This is a genomic window from Paraburkholderia sp. Ac-20342, from assembly GCF_017104985.1.
Lineage (GTDB): Bacteria > Pseudomonadota > Gammaproteobacteria > Burkholderiales > Burkholderiaceae > Paraburkholderia.
In genome coordinates this window covers 23220-39157 of sequence record NZ_JAAGPQ010000078.1, presented here as the reverse complement: position 1 = coordinate 39157, position 15938 = coordinate 23220, and the positions used below count along the sequence as shown (strand labels likewise).

Genomic DNA, 15938 nt, shown 5'->3' with positions numbered 1-15938 from the left:
CTCTTTCGCGTTCTTCGCGACGCTGCGACGGTTGCTGACCTTGTGCCTGACGGCCGCCGCTCACGCCTTCGCCGCGTCCTGCCGTATCACGGCCGCCTGCGCCGCCACGGCGGTTGCGGTTGCGATCGCCGCCACGTTCGCCGGTGCGCTCACCGCGCTCCGTACGCTCGCCGCGTTGCGGACGGGCCTGCTGCTTGTCGGTCGTGGCCGGCGCGGCCGGTGCCGGAGCAGCCGGCTGCATGCCGAACAGATTCTTCAGCCAGCCGATGAAGCCGCCGCTCGCCGGCGTCACCGCGACCGGAGCCGGGGCGGCCGCCGGGCGGACCGGCGCGCTCGGCGCCGGCTTCTCGGGCGTGATGCCCTTGACCGCCGCTTCCTGCTTCGGCTTCACTTCCTCGGCGCGTTTGCTGTAGCCGGTTTCCGATTCGAGTTCGCGGGCCGCTTCTTCGGCCATCTTCCACGATGCGCGCGGATCGTCGAGGCGCGCGTCGTCGTGGCGCAGACGTTCGAGCTTGTAGTGCGGCGTGTCGAGGTGCTTGTTCGGGATCAGCACGACATTGACCTTGAAACGCGACTCGATCTTGTTGATTTCGGCGCGCTTCTCGTTCAACAGGAAGGCGGTCACTTCGACCGGCACCTGGCAGTGGATCGCCGCGGTGTTTTCCTTCATCGCTTCTTCCTGAATGATCCGCAGCACTTGCAGCGCGGACGATTCTGTATCGCGGATATGGCCCGTGCCGTTACAGCGCGGGCACGTGACGTGGCTGCCTTCCGACAGGGCCGGGCGCAGACGCTGGCGCGACAGTTCCATCAGGCCGAAGCGCGAGATCTTGCCCATCTGCACGCGGGCGCGGTCGTGCTTGAGCGCGTCTTTCAGACGCTGCTCGACTTCGCGCTGGCTCTTGGCCGATTCCATGTCGATGAAGTCGATCACGATCAGGCCGCCCAGGTCGCGCAGACGCAGCTGGCGGGCGACTTCGTCGGCGGCTTCGAGGTTCGTGCGCGCGGCCGTTTCCTCGATGTCCGCGCCCTTGGTCGCGCGCGCCGAGTTCACGTCGATCGCGACGAGCGCTTCGGTGTGGTCGATCACGATCGCGCCGCCCGACGGCAGCGGCACCGTGCGCGAGTACGCGGTTTCGATCTGGTGCTCGATCTGGAAGCGCGAGAACAGCGGCACGTCGTCGTGGTAGCGCTTCACCTTGCCGACGTTGTCCGGCATCACGATGTCCATGAAGGCGCGCGCCTGGTCATGGATTTCGGTCGTATCGATCAGGATTTCGCCGATATCGGGCTGGAAGTAATCGCGAATCGCGCGGATCACGAGGCTCGATTCGAGATAGATCAGCATCGGCTGGCCGGCCGTGCCGCTTTGCGACGCGGCTTCGATCGCGCGCCACAACTGCATCAGGTAGTTCAGGTCCCACTGCAGCTCTTCGGCGCTGCGGCCGATGCCGGCTGTACGCGCGATGATGCTCATGCCTTCCGGCAGTTGCAGCTGCGCCATGGTTTCGCGCAGTTCCTGACGGTCGTCGCCCTCGATCCGGCGCGACACGCCGCCGCCGCGCGGGTTGTTCGGCATCAGCACCAGATAGCGGCCGGCGAGCGAGATGAACGTGGTCAGGGCCGCGCCCTTGTTGCCGCGCTCTTCCTTTTCGACCTGGACGATCAGTTCCTGACCTTCCTTCAGCGCGTCCTGGATGCGTGCGGAACGCATGTCGACGCCGTCGCGGAAGTACTGGCGGGCGACTTCCTTGAACGGCAGGAAGCCGTGGCGGTCTTCGCCGTAGTTGACGAAGCAGGCTTCGAGCGACGGCTCGATGCGCGTGATGATGCCTTTGTAAATATTGCCTTTGCGCTGTTCGCGGCCGGCGGTTTCGATGTCGATATCGATGAGTTTTTGCCCATCGACGATGGCGACGCGCAGTTCTTCCTGCTGCGTCGCGTTGAACAACATTCGTTTCATTGAACGACTCCAGAGCAGCCTCGCCGGCCCAGCTGCGCGGTTGTCAGTCGCGAGAGCAAAGAGGGCAGGCGTGCCGCGTCTTATTGTGTTTTCACAAGCACGCTGGAGCGGGAAAAATGGCGGGAGAATTGCCTGAGAAGGGCCCGGCCCGTCAAAAATGGGCGCGGTGCCGCAGGGCACATGCGAACACGGCTTCAAATAATGACCCGACACGCCGCGGGTTCTGCCGGCCGACCTTCATCAGCCTTCGTTCTGCCTTGCCGGTGCGCCAACCAGGCGCGCGGGCAGAGGCCGAAAGCTGCGGTCAAGCCGCAGCGGGAAGTTCGCGCAGGCGGCGCGTCTTTTCCTGCTGGGGGTGTCTCGCCTCATTTTGACGTCGCCATGTCTTGTACTTTCTACAAGACGCCTTGGGCGCACGCCGTATTTTCGCGACTTGCAGCTTCGTACAGCAGGGCGTCATGCCACCCGAAACGCGAAGCTGGAAGTTAAATTCTTTTTTACCAAATTTCCGTTACCGTCGAAGCCGACCTTGACCGAACGCGCCTGTGGGCGCCGTCCCTGCCGGGTGCGGACTTCGTGCGTGCAACTTGTTGCATCTCATTTTCAGGGTGAGCAACCAGACCCCGGCGCAAGTAAAATAACGGTTTATCGCTTGCGCTCGCGCAATCCACCTGCAATCCGGACGCTGTGCGGACACTGCGCCGGCCGCCGCAGACTGCTGGGCAAATTATATTCAGAATGAAAGAGTTAGGCAAAACATCCCAGAGACCGGTTGCAAGCGCGGTGGCGAGCGACCAGGTTTCGCTGATCGAAATCGACGACGGCTCGGCCGGCCAGCGCATCGACAACTTCCTGCTGCGCGTCTGCAAGGGCGTGCCGAAGAGCCATATTTACCGCATCCTGCGCAGCGGCGAAGTGCGTGTGAACAAGGGGCGGATCGACGCGCAATACCGGCTCGAACTCGGCGACCTCGTGCGTGTGCCGCCGATCCGCGTCGCGCAGCAGGGCGAGGCGCCCGCCCATGTGCCGGTGCCGAGCGGCGGTTTCAACATCATTTTCGAAGACGAGCATCTGCTCGTGATCGACAAGCCGGCCGGCGTGGCGGTCCATGGCGGCAGTGGCGTCGCGTTCGGTGTGATCGAGCAGATGCGCGGGGCACGGCCGCAGGCGAAATTCCTCGAACTCGTGCATCGGCTCGATCGCGAGACCTCGGGCATCCTGATGCTTGCGAAAAAACGCGCCGCGCTCGTCAACCTGCACGAGCAGATTCGCGAGAACCAGATGGACAAGCGCTACTACGCGTGCGTCCACGGCGAGTGGGCGGCCGACTGGGGCCGCCGTCGCGCGGTCAAGGCGCCGTTGCACAAGTACATGACGCCGGACGGCGAGCGCCGTGTGCGCGTGCAGCCGGACGGACTCGCGTCGCATACGGTCTTCAACCTCGTCGATCGCTGGCCGGAATACGCGCTGCTCGAAGCCGAACTGAAGACAGGGCGTACGCATCAGATTCGCGTCCATTTGCAGCATCTGGAACTACCGATCGTCGGCGACGCCAAATACGGCGATTTCGCGCTGAACAAGGCGCTTGCGCGCGCCAACGCGAAGCCGGGCCTCAAGCGCATGTTTTTGCACGCGTACCGGCTGAAGCTCGCGCACCCGGCCACCGGCGCGCCTTTGCAGCTGGAAGTGCCGTTGCCGGCCGACTGCCGCGGTTTTATCGCCCAACTCAACGAATTACGCACGGGGTTCGACCCGGAGACGACATCGCATGGCTAGAGAGCAATTTGATCTGATCGTGTTTGACTGGGACGGCACGTTGATGGACTCGACCGTGCATATCACGCGCAGTATCCAGGCGGCGTGCCGCGATATGGGTTTGCCGGTTCCCGCCGACGAAGCCGCGAGTTACGTGATCGGCCTCGGTTTGCGCGACGCGCTGCAACTGGCCGCGCCAACGCTCGATCCGGCCGACTATCCGCGTCTTGCCGAGCGCTATCGCTTTCACTATCTGGTGAAGGATCAGACCACGGAGCTGTTCCCGGGCGTGCGGGAGATGCTGCAGGACTTGCGCGAACAGGGCTATCTGCTCGGCGTGGCGACCGGCAAGAGCCGCGTGGGGCTGAACCGTGCGCTCGACCAGTCGCGCCTGACGAGCCTGTTCGACGGCACCCGCTGCGCCGACGAAACGTTCTCCAAGCCGCATCCGGCGATGCTGCACGAACTGACACGCGAATTGGGGCAGGATACGGTACGCACGGTCATGGTTGGCGACACGACGCATGACCTGCAAATGGCGATCAATGCCGGCGTGGCCGGGATCGGCGTGACTTACGGCGCGCATCCGGCCGACTCGCTGAGCGCCATGGCACCGAAATTCGTCGCTTCGAGCGTGAGCGATCTGTCTGGCTGGCTGCGGGAGAACGCATGAGTGGCGATGGGGCGGGCGCAGCTGCTACTGGTGCGGTCCAGGCCGTGCGTATTTGCGCGGCGGACGAGCTGGTCGACGGCGGGGTAGGTATCCGGCACGAGGCGCGGCTTGGCGGTCACGATGTCGTGGTGTTCTTCATCCGCTACGATGGCCGCGCTTATGGCTATCTGAACCGCTGTGCCCATGTGCCGATGGAGCTCGACTGGTCGGAAGGGCAGTTTTTCGAATCGTCCGGTTTATATTTGATGTGCGCGACACATGGCGCGATTTACGCGCCAGATACCGGCAAATGCGTGGGTGGACCGTGCCGCGGCGGCAGATTGCGTCCGGTGCAGGTCGAGGAGCGCCATACGCCCGAAGGAAGCGCGGTATTCTGGCTGCCTGACGGCGAATTGCTGCCCGCTACGCCTTGATTGTCCCTTTCTCTCAACCTTTCCCTTGCCCGCATGTCCGATAATTTGACTCCCGAGACGAAAGATCCCACCCCGGATCCCACCCCGAGTGGCCGTTCCCGCACGCCTGCCGGCGAACCGGGCTGGGAGCGTGCCGCACTCGAGCGTATTGCGCTCGCGGCGATCAACGAGCAACGCGCGGCACGCCGCTGGCGCATTTTCTTCCGGTTCGTGCTGCTGGCCGTGTTCGCATTCGTCGTATGGGGCGCGGTCAACTTCTCTGGCGAGAGGGTTGCGACCACCGGCCGTCATACGGCGATGGTGACACTTGATGGCGAAATCGCTGCCGATACGAATGCAAACGCCGAAGATATCAATACCGCGCTCGATACCGCGTTCGAGGATTCCGACACGGCAGGTGTGATTCTCTATTGCAACAGCCCGGGCGGCAGTCCGGTGCAGGCGGGCATCATCAATAGCGAAATCCGCCGCTTGCGCGGCAAATATCCGTCGATTCCGCTCTACGTCGTGGTCGGCGACATGTGCGCGTCGGGCGGCTACTATGCGGCTGCGGCGGCCGAGAAGATCTATGTCGACAAGGCGAGCATCGTCGGTTCGATCGGCGTACTGATGGAGGGCTTCGGCTTTACTGGCTTGATGGACAAGCTCGGGGTTCAGCGCCGGCTGCATACGTCGGGTGAGAACAAGGGTTTTTTCGATCCGTTCTCGCCTGAAACGCCGAAGATGAACGAACATGCGCAAGATATGCTCGATCAGATTCATGCGCAGTTCATCGACGCGGTGCGCGAGGGGCGCGGGAAGCGTCTGCATGAGACGCCGGACATGTTTTCGGGCCTGTTCTGGACGGGGCAGAAGAGCGTCGAGCTGGGTCTTGCCGATGGTTTCGGCGATCCCGATTACGTCGCGCGCGAAATCTTCAAAGCGCCGGATATCGTCGATTACACGGTAAAAGAAAGCATTACGGATCGTGTTGCGCGCAAGTTCGGCGCGGCGGTAGGCGCGGGTGCGGTTCGGGCGATGGCGCTCGGTGCGAAGGTGAATCTGCACTGAGCGCGGACTGTTCTGCCGCAGGTCTGCCAATGATCGGAAGTCTGCGAAAAGCCCGCGCAATCGGCGACGATTGCGCGGCTTCTGCTTATATCGCGGCAAATTTCCTGCCTGCCGACCGGGACAACTGCCCCCGGATCGTTGCGCTCAGGCCGCCAGAATCAGGAAAATGGCCGGCCGCTTGTGCAGATCGATCTCCGGCTTTTTCTTCCAGTCGGCAACGGTGCGGCTCGCGACGGTTTCGCTCGGCAGCGTCAGATCGACCGCCACGCAGACGAGCGTGGACGGCGCGCAGGTCGCGAGCAAGGTGTCCAGCAGCGCGCGGTTGCGGTACGGCGTCTCGATGAAAATCTGCGTCTGCCTGCCTTTGCGCGACTGCTGCTCCAGATCGCGCAGGCGCTTCGCACGCTCCGCTGCGTCGACCGGCAGATAGCCGTGGAAGGCGAAGCTCTGGCCGTTGAGTCCCGAGGCCATCAGTGCGAGCAGGATCGAGCTCGGTCCGACCAGCGGCACGACCTTCACGCCGCGCTCATGCGCGCGCCGCACCAGCAGCGCGCCCGGGTCTGCAACCGCTGGACAGCCGGCTTCGGAGACGAGGCCCGCGTCGGTGCCCGCGAGCAGCGGGGCAAGCAGGCGGTCGATCTCGCCCGCGGGCGTATTGACGTTCAGCTCGCGAATCTCGATTGCCTGAATCGGCCGTTCGGTGCCGACCTTCTTCAGAAATGCGCGCGTGGTTTTCGCGTTTTCGCCAATGTAATAGTGCAACGACGCCGCGCGGGCACGCACCGGCGCGGGTAGAACGGCGTCGAGTGCGTTCGTGTCGCCTTCGCCGAGCGTATTGGGAATCAGATAGAGCGTGCCGTTCATCGAGCCCCCAGAAGCGGATAGCCGGCCGCGAGCAGCATGCTCGACAGCGCGATCAGCGGCAAGCCGACGAGCGCGGTCGGGTCGTCGGAATGGATCGCCTCGAGCAGCGCGATGCCGAGCCCTTCGGATTTGGCGCTGCCGGCGACGTCGTACGGCGTTTCGGCGCGCAGATAGGCGTCGAGCGCGGCGTCCGGCAGATCGCGAAAGCGCACGCGGGTGATCACGTCGACGCTTTGCGCGTTGTCCGTGGCGTTGTCGAACAGGCATAGCGCACTATGGAACAGCACTTCGCGGCCGCGCATCGCCTGCAATTGCGCGAGTGCCTTGTCGTGCGTGCCCGGTTTGCCGATCTGCAGGCCGTCGTAAGTGGCGACCTGGTCGGAGCCGATCACGAGCGCGTGCTCGTCGGCGCCAAGTCCGCTGGCGACCGCGCGGGCTTTGGCTTCGGACAGGCGCAACGCGGTTGCTTCGGGCGCTTCGCCCGCGAGCGGCGTTTCGTCGATGGCGGGCACGACGACGTCGAACGGCACACGCAGGCGTTCGAGCAGTTCGCGGCGATATGGCGAACTCGACGCCAGAATCAGGCGTGGCGGGCGTTTGGGGGAATCTGACATGATTGACGGGCGGCTAGGGAGGCGGGTCGTACTGGGCCGCGCGGAGTTCGCGCGCGTACGGGCTTAAGTGTTTGACTCGAAAAGACAAAACAGATATGATTTTGGGCTTTTCACGGTATGCTTGCGCCGACGGGCTTGGGCGCGTTCAGTGGCTTTCGATGGCTTTCAGCGCTCCAGAAGTTGTGCGAAGGATCGAAGAAAGGTGATTGAAGAAAGCCGGCCGGCGGGTTGAACAGCCGGTTGAAACGCAGAGGCCAACGCAACGGCCGCAAGCCTCGCGGGCTGTCTCGCACACCGGTTTATTTTCGCGGTGGATTTCCTTCGCGGATCACCCCGGCAACACGCTTGCCGACGCAGGAGCGCACATGACTCAACATCCTGGCAAACCTGCAGGTCTGTCCGACCCGCATGAACTCGATCTGTTCGAATTTACGCGGAGCGGGCGCCAGGCCGCGGGTGTCGTGCGCGTCTCGCAACTGCCGCGCATGTTAAACGAAGTCCCGGCGGATGCGCCAGATCGCGATACCGCGTTCACATGGCAGGCCGAAGGGACGACGCAGCCGGAATTGCAGGACGACGGCACCGAAGGTCCGCAGCCTTATCTGCGGATGGCGGTTCACGGTGCCGCATGGCTCGAATGTCAGCGATGTTTGACGCCGTATTCGCAGACGTTCAACGTCGATGCAACTTACCGGATCGTCAATACGGAGGCGGAAGCCGAAGAGTTTCCGCTCGACGAGGATGAAGTCGAGGTGATCGTGGGCTCGCGCCAGTTCGATCTCATCGACTTGATCGAAGAAGAGTTGCTGCTTTCCTTGCCGCTTGTGCCCAAGCACGAGGTCTGCCCTGAAGTGCACGAGAGTCTTGTCTCGGGTGTGGACGGCAGCGAAGGCGAGGGCGACGAAGCCGCGCAGGACGAGGCGGGCGAAGGCGGTGAGCCGGAGCAGTCGGGTGAGCGGCGCAATCCGTTCGCGGCGCTCGAAAGTCTCAAGCGCGACGAGCCGGGTGGCAGGAAGCACTGAACAGTTGCAGGGGAGCGCGATGCGGGCGCCCTGGTCAGTCGGCTAGTGGCGGAGACCGTATCGGGCTGTGTTAGAATTCGGAAAATTTTTAGGAGTTAGTCATGGCAGTTCAACAAAATAAGAAGTCGCCGTCGAAGCGCGGCATGCACCGTTCGCACGATTTCCTCACGGCAGCGCCGCTGGCCGTCGAGCCGAGCACGGGCGAAGTGCATCTGCGTCACCACATCAGCCCGAACGGCTACTATCGCGGCAAGAAAATCGTCAAGACGAAGAACGACTAATCGTTCACTGCGTTGCGCCCTGTGGCGTTTCGCGTGGCGATCGGCTCGCTTGACATTTTCCCGGTTCGACAGGAAGGCGGCATTCAACTGCCGCTTTTTTGTATCGATCGCAGTTGGCGCGTTAGCGCTTGCTGTGCTCCCAGGCAGAGCGTCTGAAATTCGTCGCACTCCATGACAGTAAAGCTCACGATAGATTGCATGGGAGGCGACCACGGCCCGTCCGTGACCGTTCCCGCTGCCGTCAACTTCGTTCGTTCGCATCCCGATGCGCAGTTGCTGCTCGTCGGCATTGAAAGCGCGATTCGTGCGCAGCTGAAGAAGTTGAAGGCTCAGGATCTGCCGGCGCTGACCGTCGTATCTGCTACCGAGGTCGTCGCAATGGACGATCCGGTCGAGGTCGCGCTGCGCAAGAAAAAAGATTCGTCCATGCGCGTGGCGTTGAACCGCGTCAAGGAAAGCGAGGCGCAAGCCTGCATTTCCGCCGGCAATACCGGCGCGCTGATGGCGGTCTCGCGTTATGTGCTGAAAACGCTGCCGGGCATCGAACGCCCGGCCATCGCGTTCGCATTGCCCAATCCCCATGGCTACACGATGATGCTCGACCTGGGCGCCAACGTCGACTGCGAGCCGCAGCATCTGCTGCAGTTCGCGGAGATGGGGCACGCGCTCGTGTCTGCGCTCGAGGGCAAGGAGCGGCCTACCATCGGCCTGCTCAACATCGGCGAAGAAGTCATCAAGGGCAACGACATCATCAAGCGCGCCGGCGAACTGCTGCGCGCGAGTACCCTGAACTTTCACGGTAACGTCGAAGGCGACGACATCTACAAGGGCACCGTCGACGTGATCGTCTGCGATGGCTTTGTCGGCAACGTCGCGCTGAAGACGTCGGAAGGTCTCGCGCAGATGCTCTCCAATATCATCAAGGAAGAGTTCGGCCGTTCGTGGCTGACCAAGGTGATGGCGGTGCTCGCGCTGCCGGTATTGATGCGTTTCAAGAAACGCGTCGATCATCGGCAATACAATGGCGCCGCGCTGCTCGGCTTGCGCGGCCTCGTGATCAAAAGCCACGGTTCCGCCGATGCCTATGCGTTTGAGTGGGCCATCAAACGCGGGTATGATGCCGTCAAAAACGGCGTGCTGGAGCGCCTTGCGCGAGCGATGGAAGAGAACGCGGGTTCTCTCGAACAGGCGGCGCGCGACGCAAGCGGTGCGGGCCACGCAAGCCCGATCGCAGGCCAGCCGGCCGAGCCCTACGCTGCGCAATCCTCGAAGGCATAATGGCTCAATCCACAATCTATTCCCGCGTGCTGGGCACCGGCAGCTACCTGCCGCCCAACCGCGTCACCAATCAGGATCTGGCCGAGCGTCTCGCCAGCCAGGGCGTCGAAACGAGCGATGAATGGATCGTCGCGCGCACGGGCATCCACGCGCGCCACTTCGCCGATCCCGATGTCACGACGAGCGACCTCGCGCTGATCGCCGCGCAGCGCGCGATCGAGGCGGCCGATATCGATCCGCAGTCGATCGACCTCATCATTGTCGCGACCTCCACGCCCGACTTCGTGTTTCCGAGCACGGCCTGCCTGCTGCAGAACAAGCTCGGCATCAAGAACCACGGCGCCGCGTTCGACGTGCAGGCCGTCTGCTCCGGCTTTGCCTACGCGGTCGCGACGGCGGACAGCTTCATCCGCAGCGGCCAGCATCGCACTGCGCTCGTGATCGGCGCGGAAACGTTCTCGCGCATTCTCGATTTCAAGGACCGCACCACCTGCGTGCTGTTCGGCGACGGCGCGGGCGCAGTGATCCTGCAGGCGTCCGACGAGCCAGGCGTGCTCGCGAGCGCATTGCACGCGGACGGTAGCCACTCGAACATCCTCTGCACGCCGGGCAACGTGAACGGCGGCGTGGTGACAGGCAGCGCGTTCCTGCATATGGATGGCCAGGCGGTCTTCAAGCTCGCCGTCAACGTGCTCGAAAAGGTTGCGGTCGAAGCACTCGAAAAAGCCAATCTGAAGGCCGAGCAGGTCGACTGGCTGATTCCGCATCAGGCCAACATCCGCATCATGCAAAGCACCTGCCGCAAGCTCGGCTTGCCGCAGGAACGCATGGTCGTCACGGTGGGCGAGCACGGCAATACGTCGGCGGCGTCCATTCCGCTCGCATTCGACGCCGCGGTGCGCGACGGCCGCATCAAGCGCGGCCAGAACGTGCTGATCGAAGGCGTGGGCGGCGGCTTCACGTGGGGCGCCTCGGTTATCCGCTACTGATCGCCGCATGCGGGGCGCGCCGCTGGCAGCGCCCGTGCGGCCAGCGTGCTGCTCGCGCCATGCGGCAGCCGCTCGCCGCGGCCACATCCGATTAAACCGATTTTGGGGACGATATGAAATTTGCGTTCGTTTTTCCTGGGCAAGGCTCGCAAGCGGTTGGCATGCTCAACGCATTCGCCGATCACGCGCTCGTGCGTGAGACGGTTCAGGAAGCGTCCGACGCACTCAATCAGGACCTCGGCAAACTGATCGCCGAAGGCCCGGCCGAAGATCTCAATCTCACCACCAACACCCAGCCGGTCATGCTGACCGCTGCTTACGCGATTTATCGCGCCTGGCAGCAGGCCGGCGGTCCGGTGCCGGCGATCGTCGCGGGCCATAGCCTTGGCGAATACACGGCGCTCGTCGCCGCCGGTGCGCTCGCATTCCGCGACGCGGTGCCGCTCGTGCGCTTTCGCGCGCAGGCGATGCAAACGGCGGTGCCGGTGGGCGTCGGCGGCATGGCCGCGATTCTCGGCCTCGACGACGACGCGGTGCGCGCGGTGTGCGCGGAAGCGTCGGCGGCGGGCGTCGTCGAAGCGGTCAATTTCAACGCGCCGGCGCAAGTCGTGATCGCGGGCCACAAGGCTGCGGTCGAGAAGGCCTGCGAAGTCGCGAAGGCAAAGGGCGCGAAGCGCGCGCTGCCGCTGCCGGTGTCGGCGCCGTTCCACTCGTCGCTGCTCAAGCCCGCGTCGGACCAGTTGCGCGAGTACCTCGCGAGCGTCGACGTTCAGGTGCCGTCGATTCCCGTCATCAACAACATCGACGTCGCCGTGGTCAACGAGCCGGCCGGCATCAAAGACGCGCTCGTGCGTCAGGCAGCCGGTCCGGTGCGCTGGGTCGAGTGCGTGCAGGCAATGGCCGCGCAGGGCGTCACGCACGTGATCGAATGTGGTCCGGGCAAGGTCCTTGCCGGCCTGACCAAGCGTATCGACGGCAATCTCACTGGCGCGTCGGTGTTCGATCCGGCATCGCTCGAAGAAACGCTGAAGCTCGTCGCGGCGGGCTGAGCGTTTTCACCGTCGGCGGGGGAGCCGCAAGACTGCGGCGTGCCCGCGCCTGACCCACCTCAGGAATCAATCAGCCTTTTGCGAAGGGCCTCCGGACTGACAGATGGAAAAGACTCTCGACAAGCAGATCGCAATCGTGACGGGCGCATCGCGCGGCATCGGCCGTGCAATCGCGATGGAATTGGCGCGCCAGGGCGCGACGGTCATCGGCACGGCGACCAGCGAAAGCGGCGCGGCCGCGATTACCGAAGCGTTTAACGCAGCCGGCATGAACGGCCGCGGCGCCGTGCTCAACGTGAACGACGCGGCGGCGGCGGAAGCGCTGATCGACGGCACGGTTAAGGAATTCGGCGCGCTGCACGTGCTCGTGAACAACGCCGGCATCACGCAGGACCAGCTCGCGATGCGCATGAAGGACGACGACTGGGACGCGGTGATCGACACCAACCTGAAAGCGGTGTTCCGCCTCGCGCGCGCGGTGCTGCGCCCGATGATGAAGGCGAAGGGCGGCCGCATCATCAACATCACCTCGGTGGTCGGCTCGGCCGGCAACCCGGGGCAGATCAACTATGCGGCCGCGAAGGCCGGCGTCGCGGGCATGACGCGCGCGCTCGCGCGCGAGATCGGCAGCCGCGGCATCACCGTGAACTGCGTGGCGCCGGGCTTTATCGACACAGACATGACGAAGGGGCTGCCCGAAGAGCAGCAGACCGCGCTGAAGACGCAGATTCCGCTCGGCCGTCTCGGCAGCCCGGAAGACATCGCGCATGCGGTCGCGTTCCTCGCGTCGCCGCAGGCCGGCTACATCACGGGCACGACGCTGCACGTGAACGGCGGCATGTATATGCAGTAACCAAATTCGGTTACTATCCGCGCCTTGTGCGTTTGTAGAAGCACGAGGCGCATGCCTTGACAGGAACCCGATGCGCAGCTTTTTTGCCGGGTCAAACCTGATAAAATGCGCGCACCTGTATTTTTGAACTTCTTTTCCCTTGGAGGGGTAATGGACAATATCGAACAGCGCGTCAAGAAGATCGTCGCGGAACAACTGGGTGTTGCGGAAGCGGAAATCAAGAACGAAGCGTCGTTCGTGAACGACCTCGGCGCCGACTCGCTCGACACCGTCGAGCTCGTGATGGCCCTCGAAGACGAATTCGGTATGGAAATTCCGGATGAAGAAGCCGAGAAGATCACTACCGTTCAGCAAGCGATCGACTACGCTCGCGCGAACGTCAAGGCCTAAGGTCATTCGCGCCCGCGTTTCTGCATTGGCGGCGTATGACGCCCTGCCGCGCCGCTTGCAGGTGCCAGCGGGGCTGGCGCGTTCTGGCGTGTCCTCGGGTATGCCGTTTGCCATGCAGGGAGCCGCGATGTTGACAGCGCATTTTTCCGCGCGATTGCCGACTTAAACAGCCACAGGGCTCACAGGGCGAATTCCTGTGGCCGCTGTGGCTTTTGCTTTTGTCATCTATGAAAAAGGGGTTACCGTGAGCCGCCGTCGTGTTGTCGTTACAGGCCTGGGGCTGATTTCGCCTGTTGGCAATAATGTTGCCGATGGCTGGGCCAATCTGGTCGCCGGCAAGTCGGGCATTGCCAATATCACGAAGTTCGATGCGTCGAACTTTTCGACTCGTTTCGCCGGCGAGGTGAAGGGCTTCAATATCGAGGACTACATCCCCGGTAAGGAAGCGCGTCACATGGATACGTTCATCCATTACGGTGTGGCCGCCGGCATCCAGGCGATGCGCGACAGCGGCCTCGAAGTCACTGAAGAGAATTCGGAGCGCATCGGCGTCGTGGTCGGTTCGGGCATCGGCGGTCTGCCGATGATCGAGATCACGCAAACCGAACTGCTCAATCGCGGTCCGCGCCGCATTTCGCCGTTCTTCGTGCCGGCCTCGATCATCAACATGATCTCCGGCCATCTGTCGATCAAGTTCGGCATCAAGGGGCCTAATCTCTCGATCGTTACCGCGTGTACGACGGGTCTGCACTGCATCGGCGAGGCTTCGCGCCTGATCGAATACGGCGACGCCGACGTGATGATCGCGGGCGGCGCGGAATCGACCGTGTCGCCGCTCGGTATCGGCGGCTTTGCGGCGGCGCGCGCGCTGTCGCAACGCAATGACGATCCGTCGACCGCGAGCCGTCCGTGGGACAAGGACCGCGACGGCTTCGTGCTCGGCGAAGGCGCGGGCGTGATGGTGCTCGAAGAGTACGAGCACGCGAAGGCGCGCGGCGCGAAGATCTACGCCGAAATCAGTGGCTACGGCATGAGCGGCGACGCCTATCACATGACCGCGCCGCTCGAAGACGGCGACGGTGCGCGCCGCTGCATGCTGGCCGCGCTGAAGAACGCGGGCATCAACACCGATCAGGTGAGCTACCTGAATGCGCACGGCACGTCCACGCCGCTTGGCGACCTCGCAGAAACGACCGGCATCAAGCGCGCATTCGGCGATCACGCCAAAGACATCGTCGTGAACTCGACCAAGTCGATGACGGGTCACCTGCTGGGCGGCGCCGGCGGTCTGGAATCGGTGTTCACGGTGCTGGCCGTGCATCACCAGGTGTCGCCTCCGACTATCAACATCTTCAATCAGGACCCGGCCTGCGATCTCGATTACTGCGCGAACACGGCGCGGGAAATGAAGATCGACGTCGCGCTGAAGAACTCGTTCGGGTTCGGCGGCACGAACGGCACGCTGGTTTTCAAGCGCGCCTGATCGCGGGTGACGCACCAGTCCACGACGCCGGCCTTGCCGGCGCTTTCTCCGGAAGCAGCAAGGTTGGGCAGAGCCACGCAGCGCATCGCGCTGCGTGGCTCGTTTGCCATGCGCGCCGCGCTGGGGGCTTTCGTGCTGATTGCGACGTTGGCCGTCCATACCTGTCTCGCATCGCAATGGGGTGCATGGCGAGCCGTTCCGTTGACGTTTGCCGTGGGGGCGCTGCTGGCGCTTTGCGCGGCAAGGCATGAGCGGGCGCAGCCGGCTGTGCTGCAGATCGGACGGGATGATCTATCCGCCTGGGACGCAGCGGGCACGCTGCTCGCCCAAGGGAGGGTGGCTGGCTGCGCGCAGTGGAGCAGCCGGCTGCTGGTTCTCGTGCTCGAACCCGAAGAAGTTCATTCGCGTGACCGCGCGCATCGTCGCCCAAGGGGGCGCACACGTACCTTGCTGCTCGTGGCCGACGCGTTTCCGGCCGCCGTCTTCCGGGAACTTTCCGTGCTCGGCCGACGTGCGGCCGGCGCCTGACTGTAACGACTGTAACCGCTGTTACCGGAGTAACGTGCCCCAATGAGGGGGACGCTACAATGGTGCCCCGCCATGCGCCCTATAGTTAACGGATTTATCAGGTGAGCGAAAAAGAAATTGATCAGGTGCTGGTCGAGCGCGTCCAGAAGGGCGACAAGGCCGCGTTCGAGCTTCTGGTCTCCAAATACCACCGCAAGATTCTCCGGCTGATCTCGCGCCTCGTGCGGGACCCCGCCGAAGTCGAGGACGTCGCGCAGGACGCCTTTATCAAGGCGTATCGCGCGCTGCCGCAGTTTCGCGGCGAATCGGCGTTTTATACGTGGTTGTACCGGATTGCGGTCAACACCGCGAAGAACTACCTTGCCACCCAGGGCCGGCGGGCGCCGACCTCGACCGAAGCGGATGCTGAAGAAGCTGAAACTTTCTCGGACGCCGACCAACTAAGGGATATCAACACGCCCGAGTCGATGTTGATGAGCAAGCAGATCGCCGAGACGGTCAATGCTGCGATGGCGGTTTTGCCGGAAGAACTGCGCACTGCCATTACTCTTCGGGAAATTGAGGGTTTGAGTTACGAGGAAATCGCGGAGATGATGGGTTGCCCGATCGGCACTGTCAGATCACGAATTTTCCGCGCTCGCGAAGCCATTGCGGCAAAATTGCGCCCGTTGCTTGACACACCCGAAGGCAAGCGCTGGTAAACGCCTAGGCGTCCAGTGGTCGAGCGGGGCAC

At 63.5% G+C, this 15938-nt stretch carries 17 protein-coding genes; 14 read left to right on the top strand and 3 right to left on the bottom strand.

All coding sequences use genetic code 11. The features are described 5' to 3' along the window. Window positions 1-1963 (bottom strand): Rne/Rng family ribonuclease (locus G3N58_RS25720; protein ID WP_206000535.1); only part of this gene is annotated, 1963 nt, incomplete at its 3' end. 738 nt (window positions 1964-2701) lie between these two features. Between G3N58_RS25720 and G3N58_RS25715 the strand changes: the two genes are divergently transcribed. Genes G3N58_RS25715 through G3N58_RS25700 form a run of 4 tightly spaced genes read left to right on the top strand, consistent with a single transcriptional unit; the run spans window position 2702 to window position 5854 of the window. Further along, the gene (locus tag G3N58_RS25715; RefSeq protein WP_206000534.1) at window positions 2702-3739 is read left to right on the top strand and encodes an RluA family pseudouridine synthase; all 1038 of its coding nucleotides are present in this window, start codon (window positions 2702-2704) and stop codon (window positions 3737-3739) included. After that, entirely contained in the window at window positions 3732-4391 is a 660-nt protein-coding gene (locus G3N58_RS25710; protein WP_167042927.1) for an HAD-IA family hydrolase, read from the top strand. Before G3N58_RS25715 ends, G3N58_RS25710 begins: the two co-directional genes overlap by 8 nt. Next, window positions 4388-4804 (top strand): Rieske 2Fe-2S domain-containing protein, encoded by a 417-nt coding sequence (locus tag G3N58_RS25705; protein WP_167042929.1) that lies wholly within the window; start codon window positions 4388-4390, stop codon window positions 4802-4804. Before G3N58_RS25710 ends, G3N58_RS25705 begins: the two co-directional genes overlap by 4 nt. A gap of 33 nt (window positions 4805-4837) precedes the next feature. Beyond that, window positions 4838-5854 carry a S49 family peptidase gene (locus G3N58_RS25700; RefSeq protein WP_167042931.1) on the top strand — a complete coding sequence of 339 codons (1017 nt, stop codon included), beginning with the start codon at window positions 4838-4840 and terminating at the stop codon, window positions 5852-5854. A gap of 144 nt (window positions 5855-5998) precedes the next feature. Here the strand turns inward: G3N58_RS25700 and G3N58_RS25695 are convergent, their stop codons facing one another. Both G3N58_RS25695 and G3N58_RS25690 read right to left on the bottom strand, forming a co-directional pair. Beyond that, entirely contained in the window at window positions 5999-6718 is a 720-nt protein-coding gene (locus tag G3N58_RS25695; protein WP_206000533.1) for an SAM-dependent methyltransferase, read from the bottom strand. Beyond that, complete coding sequence (locus G3N58_RS25690) at window positions 6715-7332, bottom strand: Maf-like protein (RefSeq protein ID WP_206000532.1); 618 nt, start codon at window positions 7330-7332, stop codon at window positions 6715-6717. Before G3N58_RS25690 ends, G3N58_RS25695 begins: the two co-directional genes overlap by 4 nt. A 365-nt stretch (window positions 7333-7697) precedes the next feature. Between G3N58_RS25690 and G3N58_RS25685 the strand changes: the two genes are divergently transcribed. The 10 genes from G3N58_RS25685 (at window position 7698) to rpoE (ending at window position 15906) form a co-directional block, all read left to right on the top strand. Further along, window positions 7698-8354, top strand: a complete 657-nt coding sequence (locus G3N58_RS25685; protein ID WP_206000531.1) for a DUF177 domain-containing protein — start codon at window positions 7698-7700, stop codon at window positions 8352-8354. Between the two features lie 101 nt (window positions 8355-8455). After that, the gene (gene rpmF, locus G3N58_RS25680; protein WP_167042939.1) at window positions 8456-8635 is read left to right on the top strand and encodes a 50S ribosomal protein L32; all 180 of its coding nucleotides are present in this window, start codon (window positions 8456-8458) and stop codon (window positions 8633-8635) included. A 171-nt stretch (window positions 8636-8806) separates the two neighbouring features. After that, window positions 8807-9913: a phosphate acyltransferase PlsX gene (plsX, locus tag G3N58_RS25675; protein ID WP_167042941.1), complete on the top strand. Its 1107-nt coding sequence runs from the start codon at window positions 8807-8809 to the stop codon at window positions 9911-9913. Continuing rightward, complete coding sequence (locus G3N58_RS25670) at window positions 9913-10902, top strand: beta-ketoacyl-ACP synthase III (protein WP_205990300.1); 990 nt, start codon at window positions 9913-9915, stop codon at window positions 10900-10902. Before plsX ends, G3N58_RS25670 begins: the two co-directional genes overlap by 1 nt. A 113-nt stretch (window positions 10903-11015) precedes the next feature. Then, window positions 11016-11951 (top strand): ACP S-malonyltransferase, encoded by a 936-nt coding sequence (fabD, locus tag G3N58_RS25665; RefSeq protein WP_206000530.1) that lies wholly within the window; start codon window positions 11016-11018, stop codon window positions 11949-11951. Between the two features lie 103 nt (window positions 11952-12054). After that, the gene (gene fabG, locus G3N58_RS25660) at window positions 12055-12804 is read left to right on the top strand and encodes a 3-oxoacyl-ACP reductase FabG (protein WP_167042947.1); all 750 of its coding nucleotides are present in this window, start codon (window positions 12055-12057) and stop codon (window positions 12802-12804) included. 150 nt (window positions 12805-12954) lie between these two features. After that, a complete protein-coding gene (gene acpP, locus G3N58_RS25655) occupies window positions 12955-13194 on the top strand; it encodes an acyl carrier protein (RefSeq protein WP_004197638.1) in 240 nt (79 codons plus the stop codon). Between the two features lie 244 nt (window positions 13195-13438). After that, window positions 13439-14677 carry a beta-ketoacyl-ACP synthase II gene (gene fabF, locus G3N58_RS25650; protein WP_167285360.1) on the top strand — a complete coding sequence of 413 codons (1239 nt, stop codon included), beginning with the start codon at window positions 13439-13441 and terminating at the stop codon, window positions 14675-14677. 108 nt (window positions 14678-14785) lie between these two features. Next, complete coding sequence (locus G3N58_RS25645) at window positions 14786-15205, top strand: hypothetical protein (RefSeq protein ID WP_206000536.1); 420 nt, start codon at window positions 14786-14788, stop codon at window positions 15203-15205. Window positions 15206-15306: 101 nt separating this feature from the next. Continuing rightward, entirely contained in the window at window positions 15307-15906 is a 600-nt protein-coding gene (gene rpoE / locus G3N58_RS25640) for an RNA polymerase sigma factor RpoE (RefSeq protein WP_006051939.1), read from the top strand. Window positions 15907-15938: the final 32 nt, after the last annotated feature.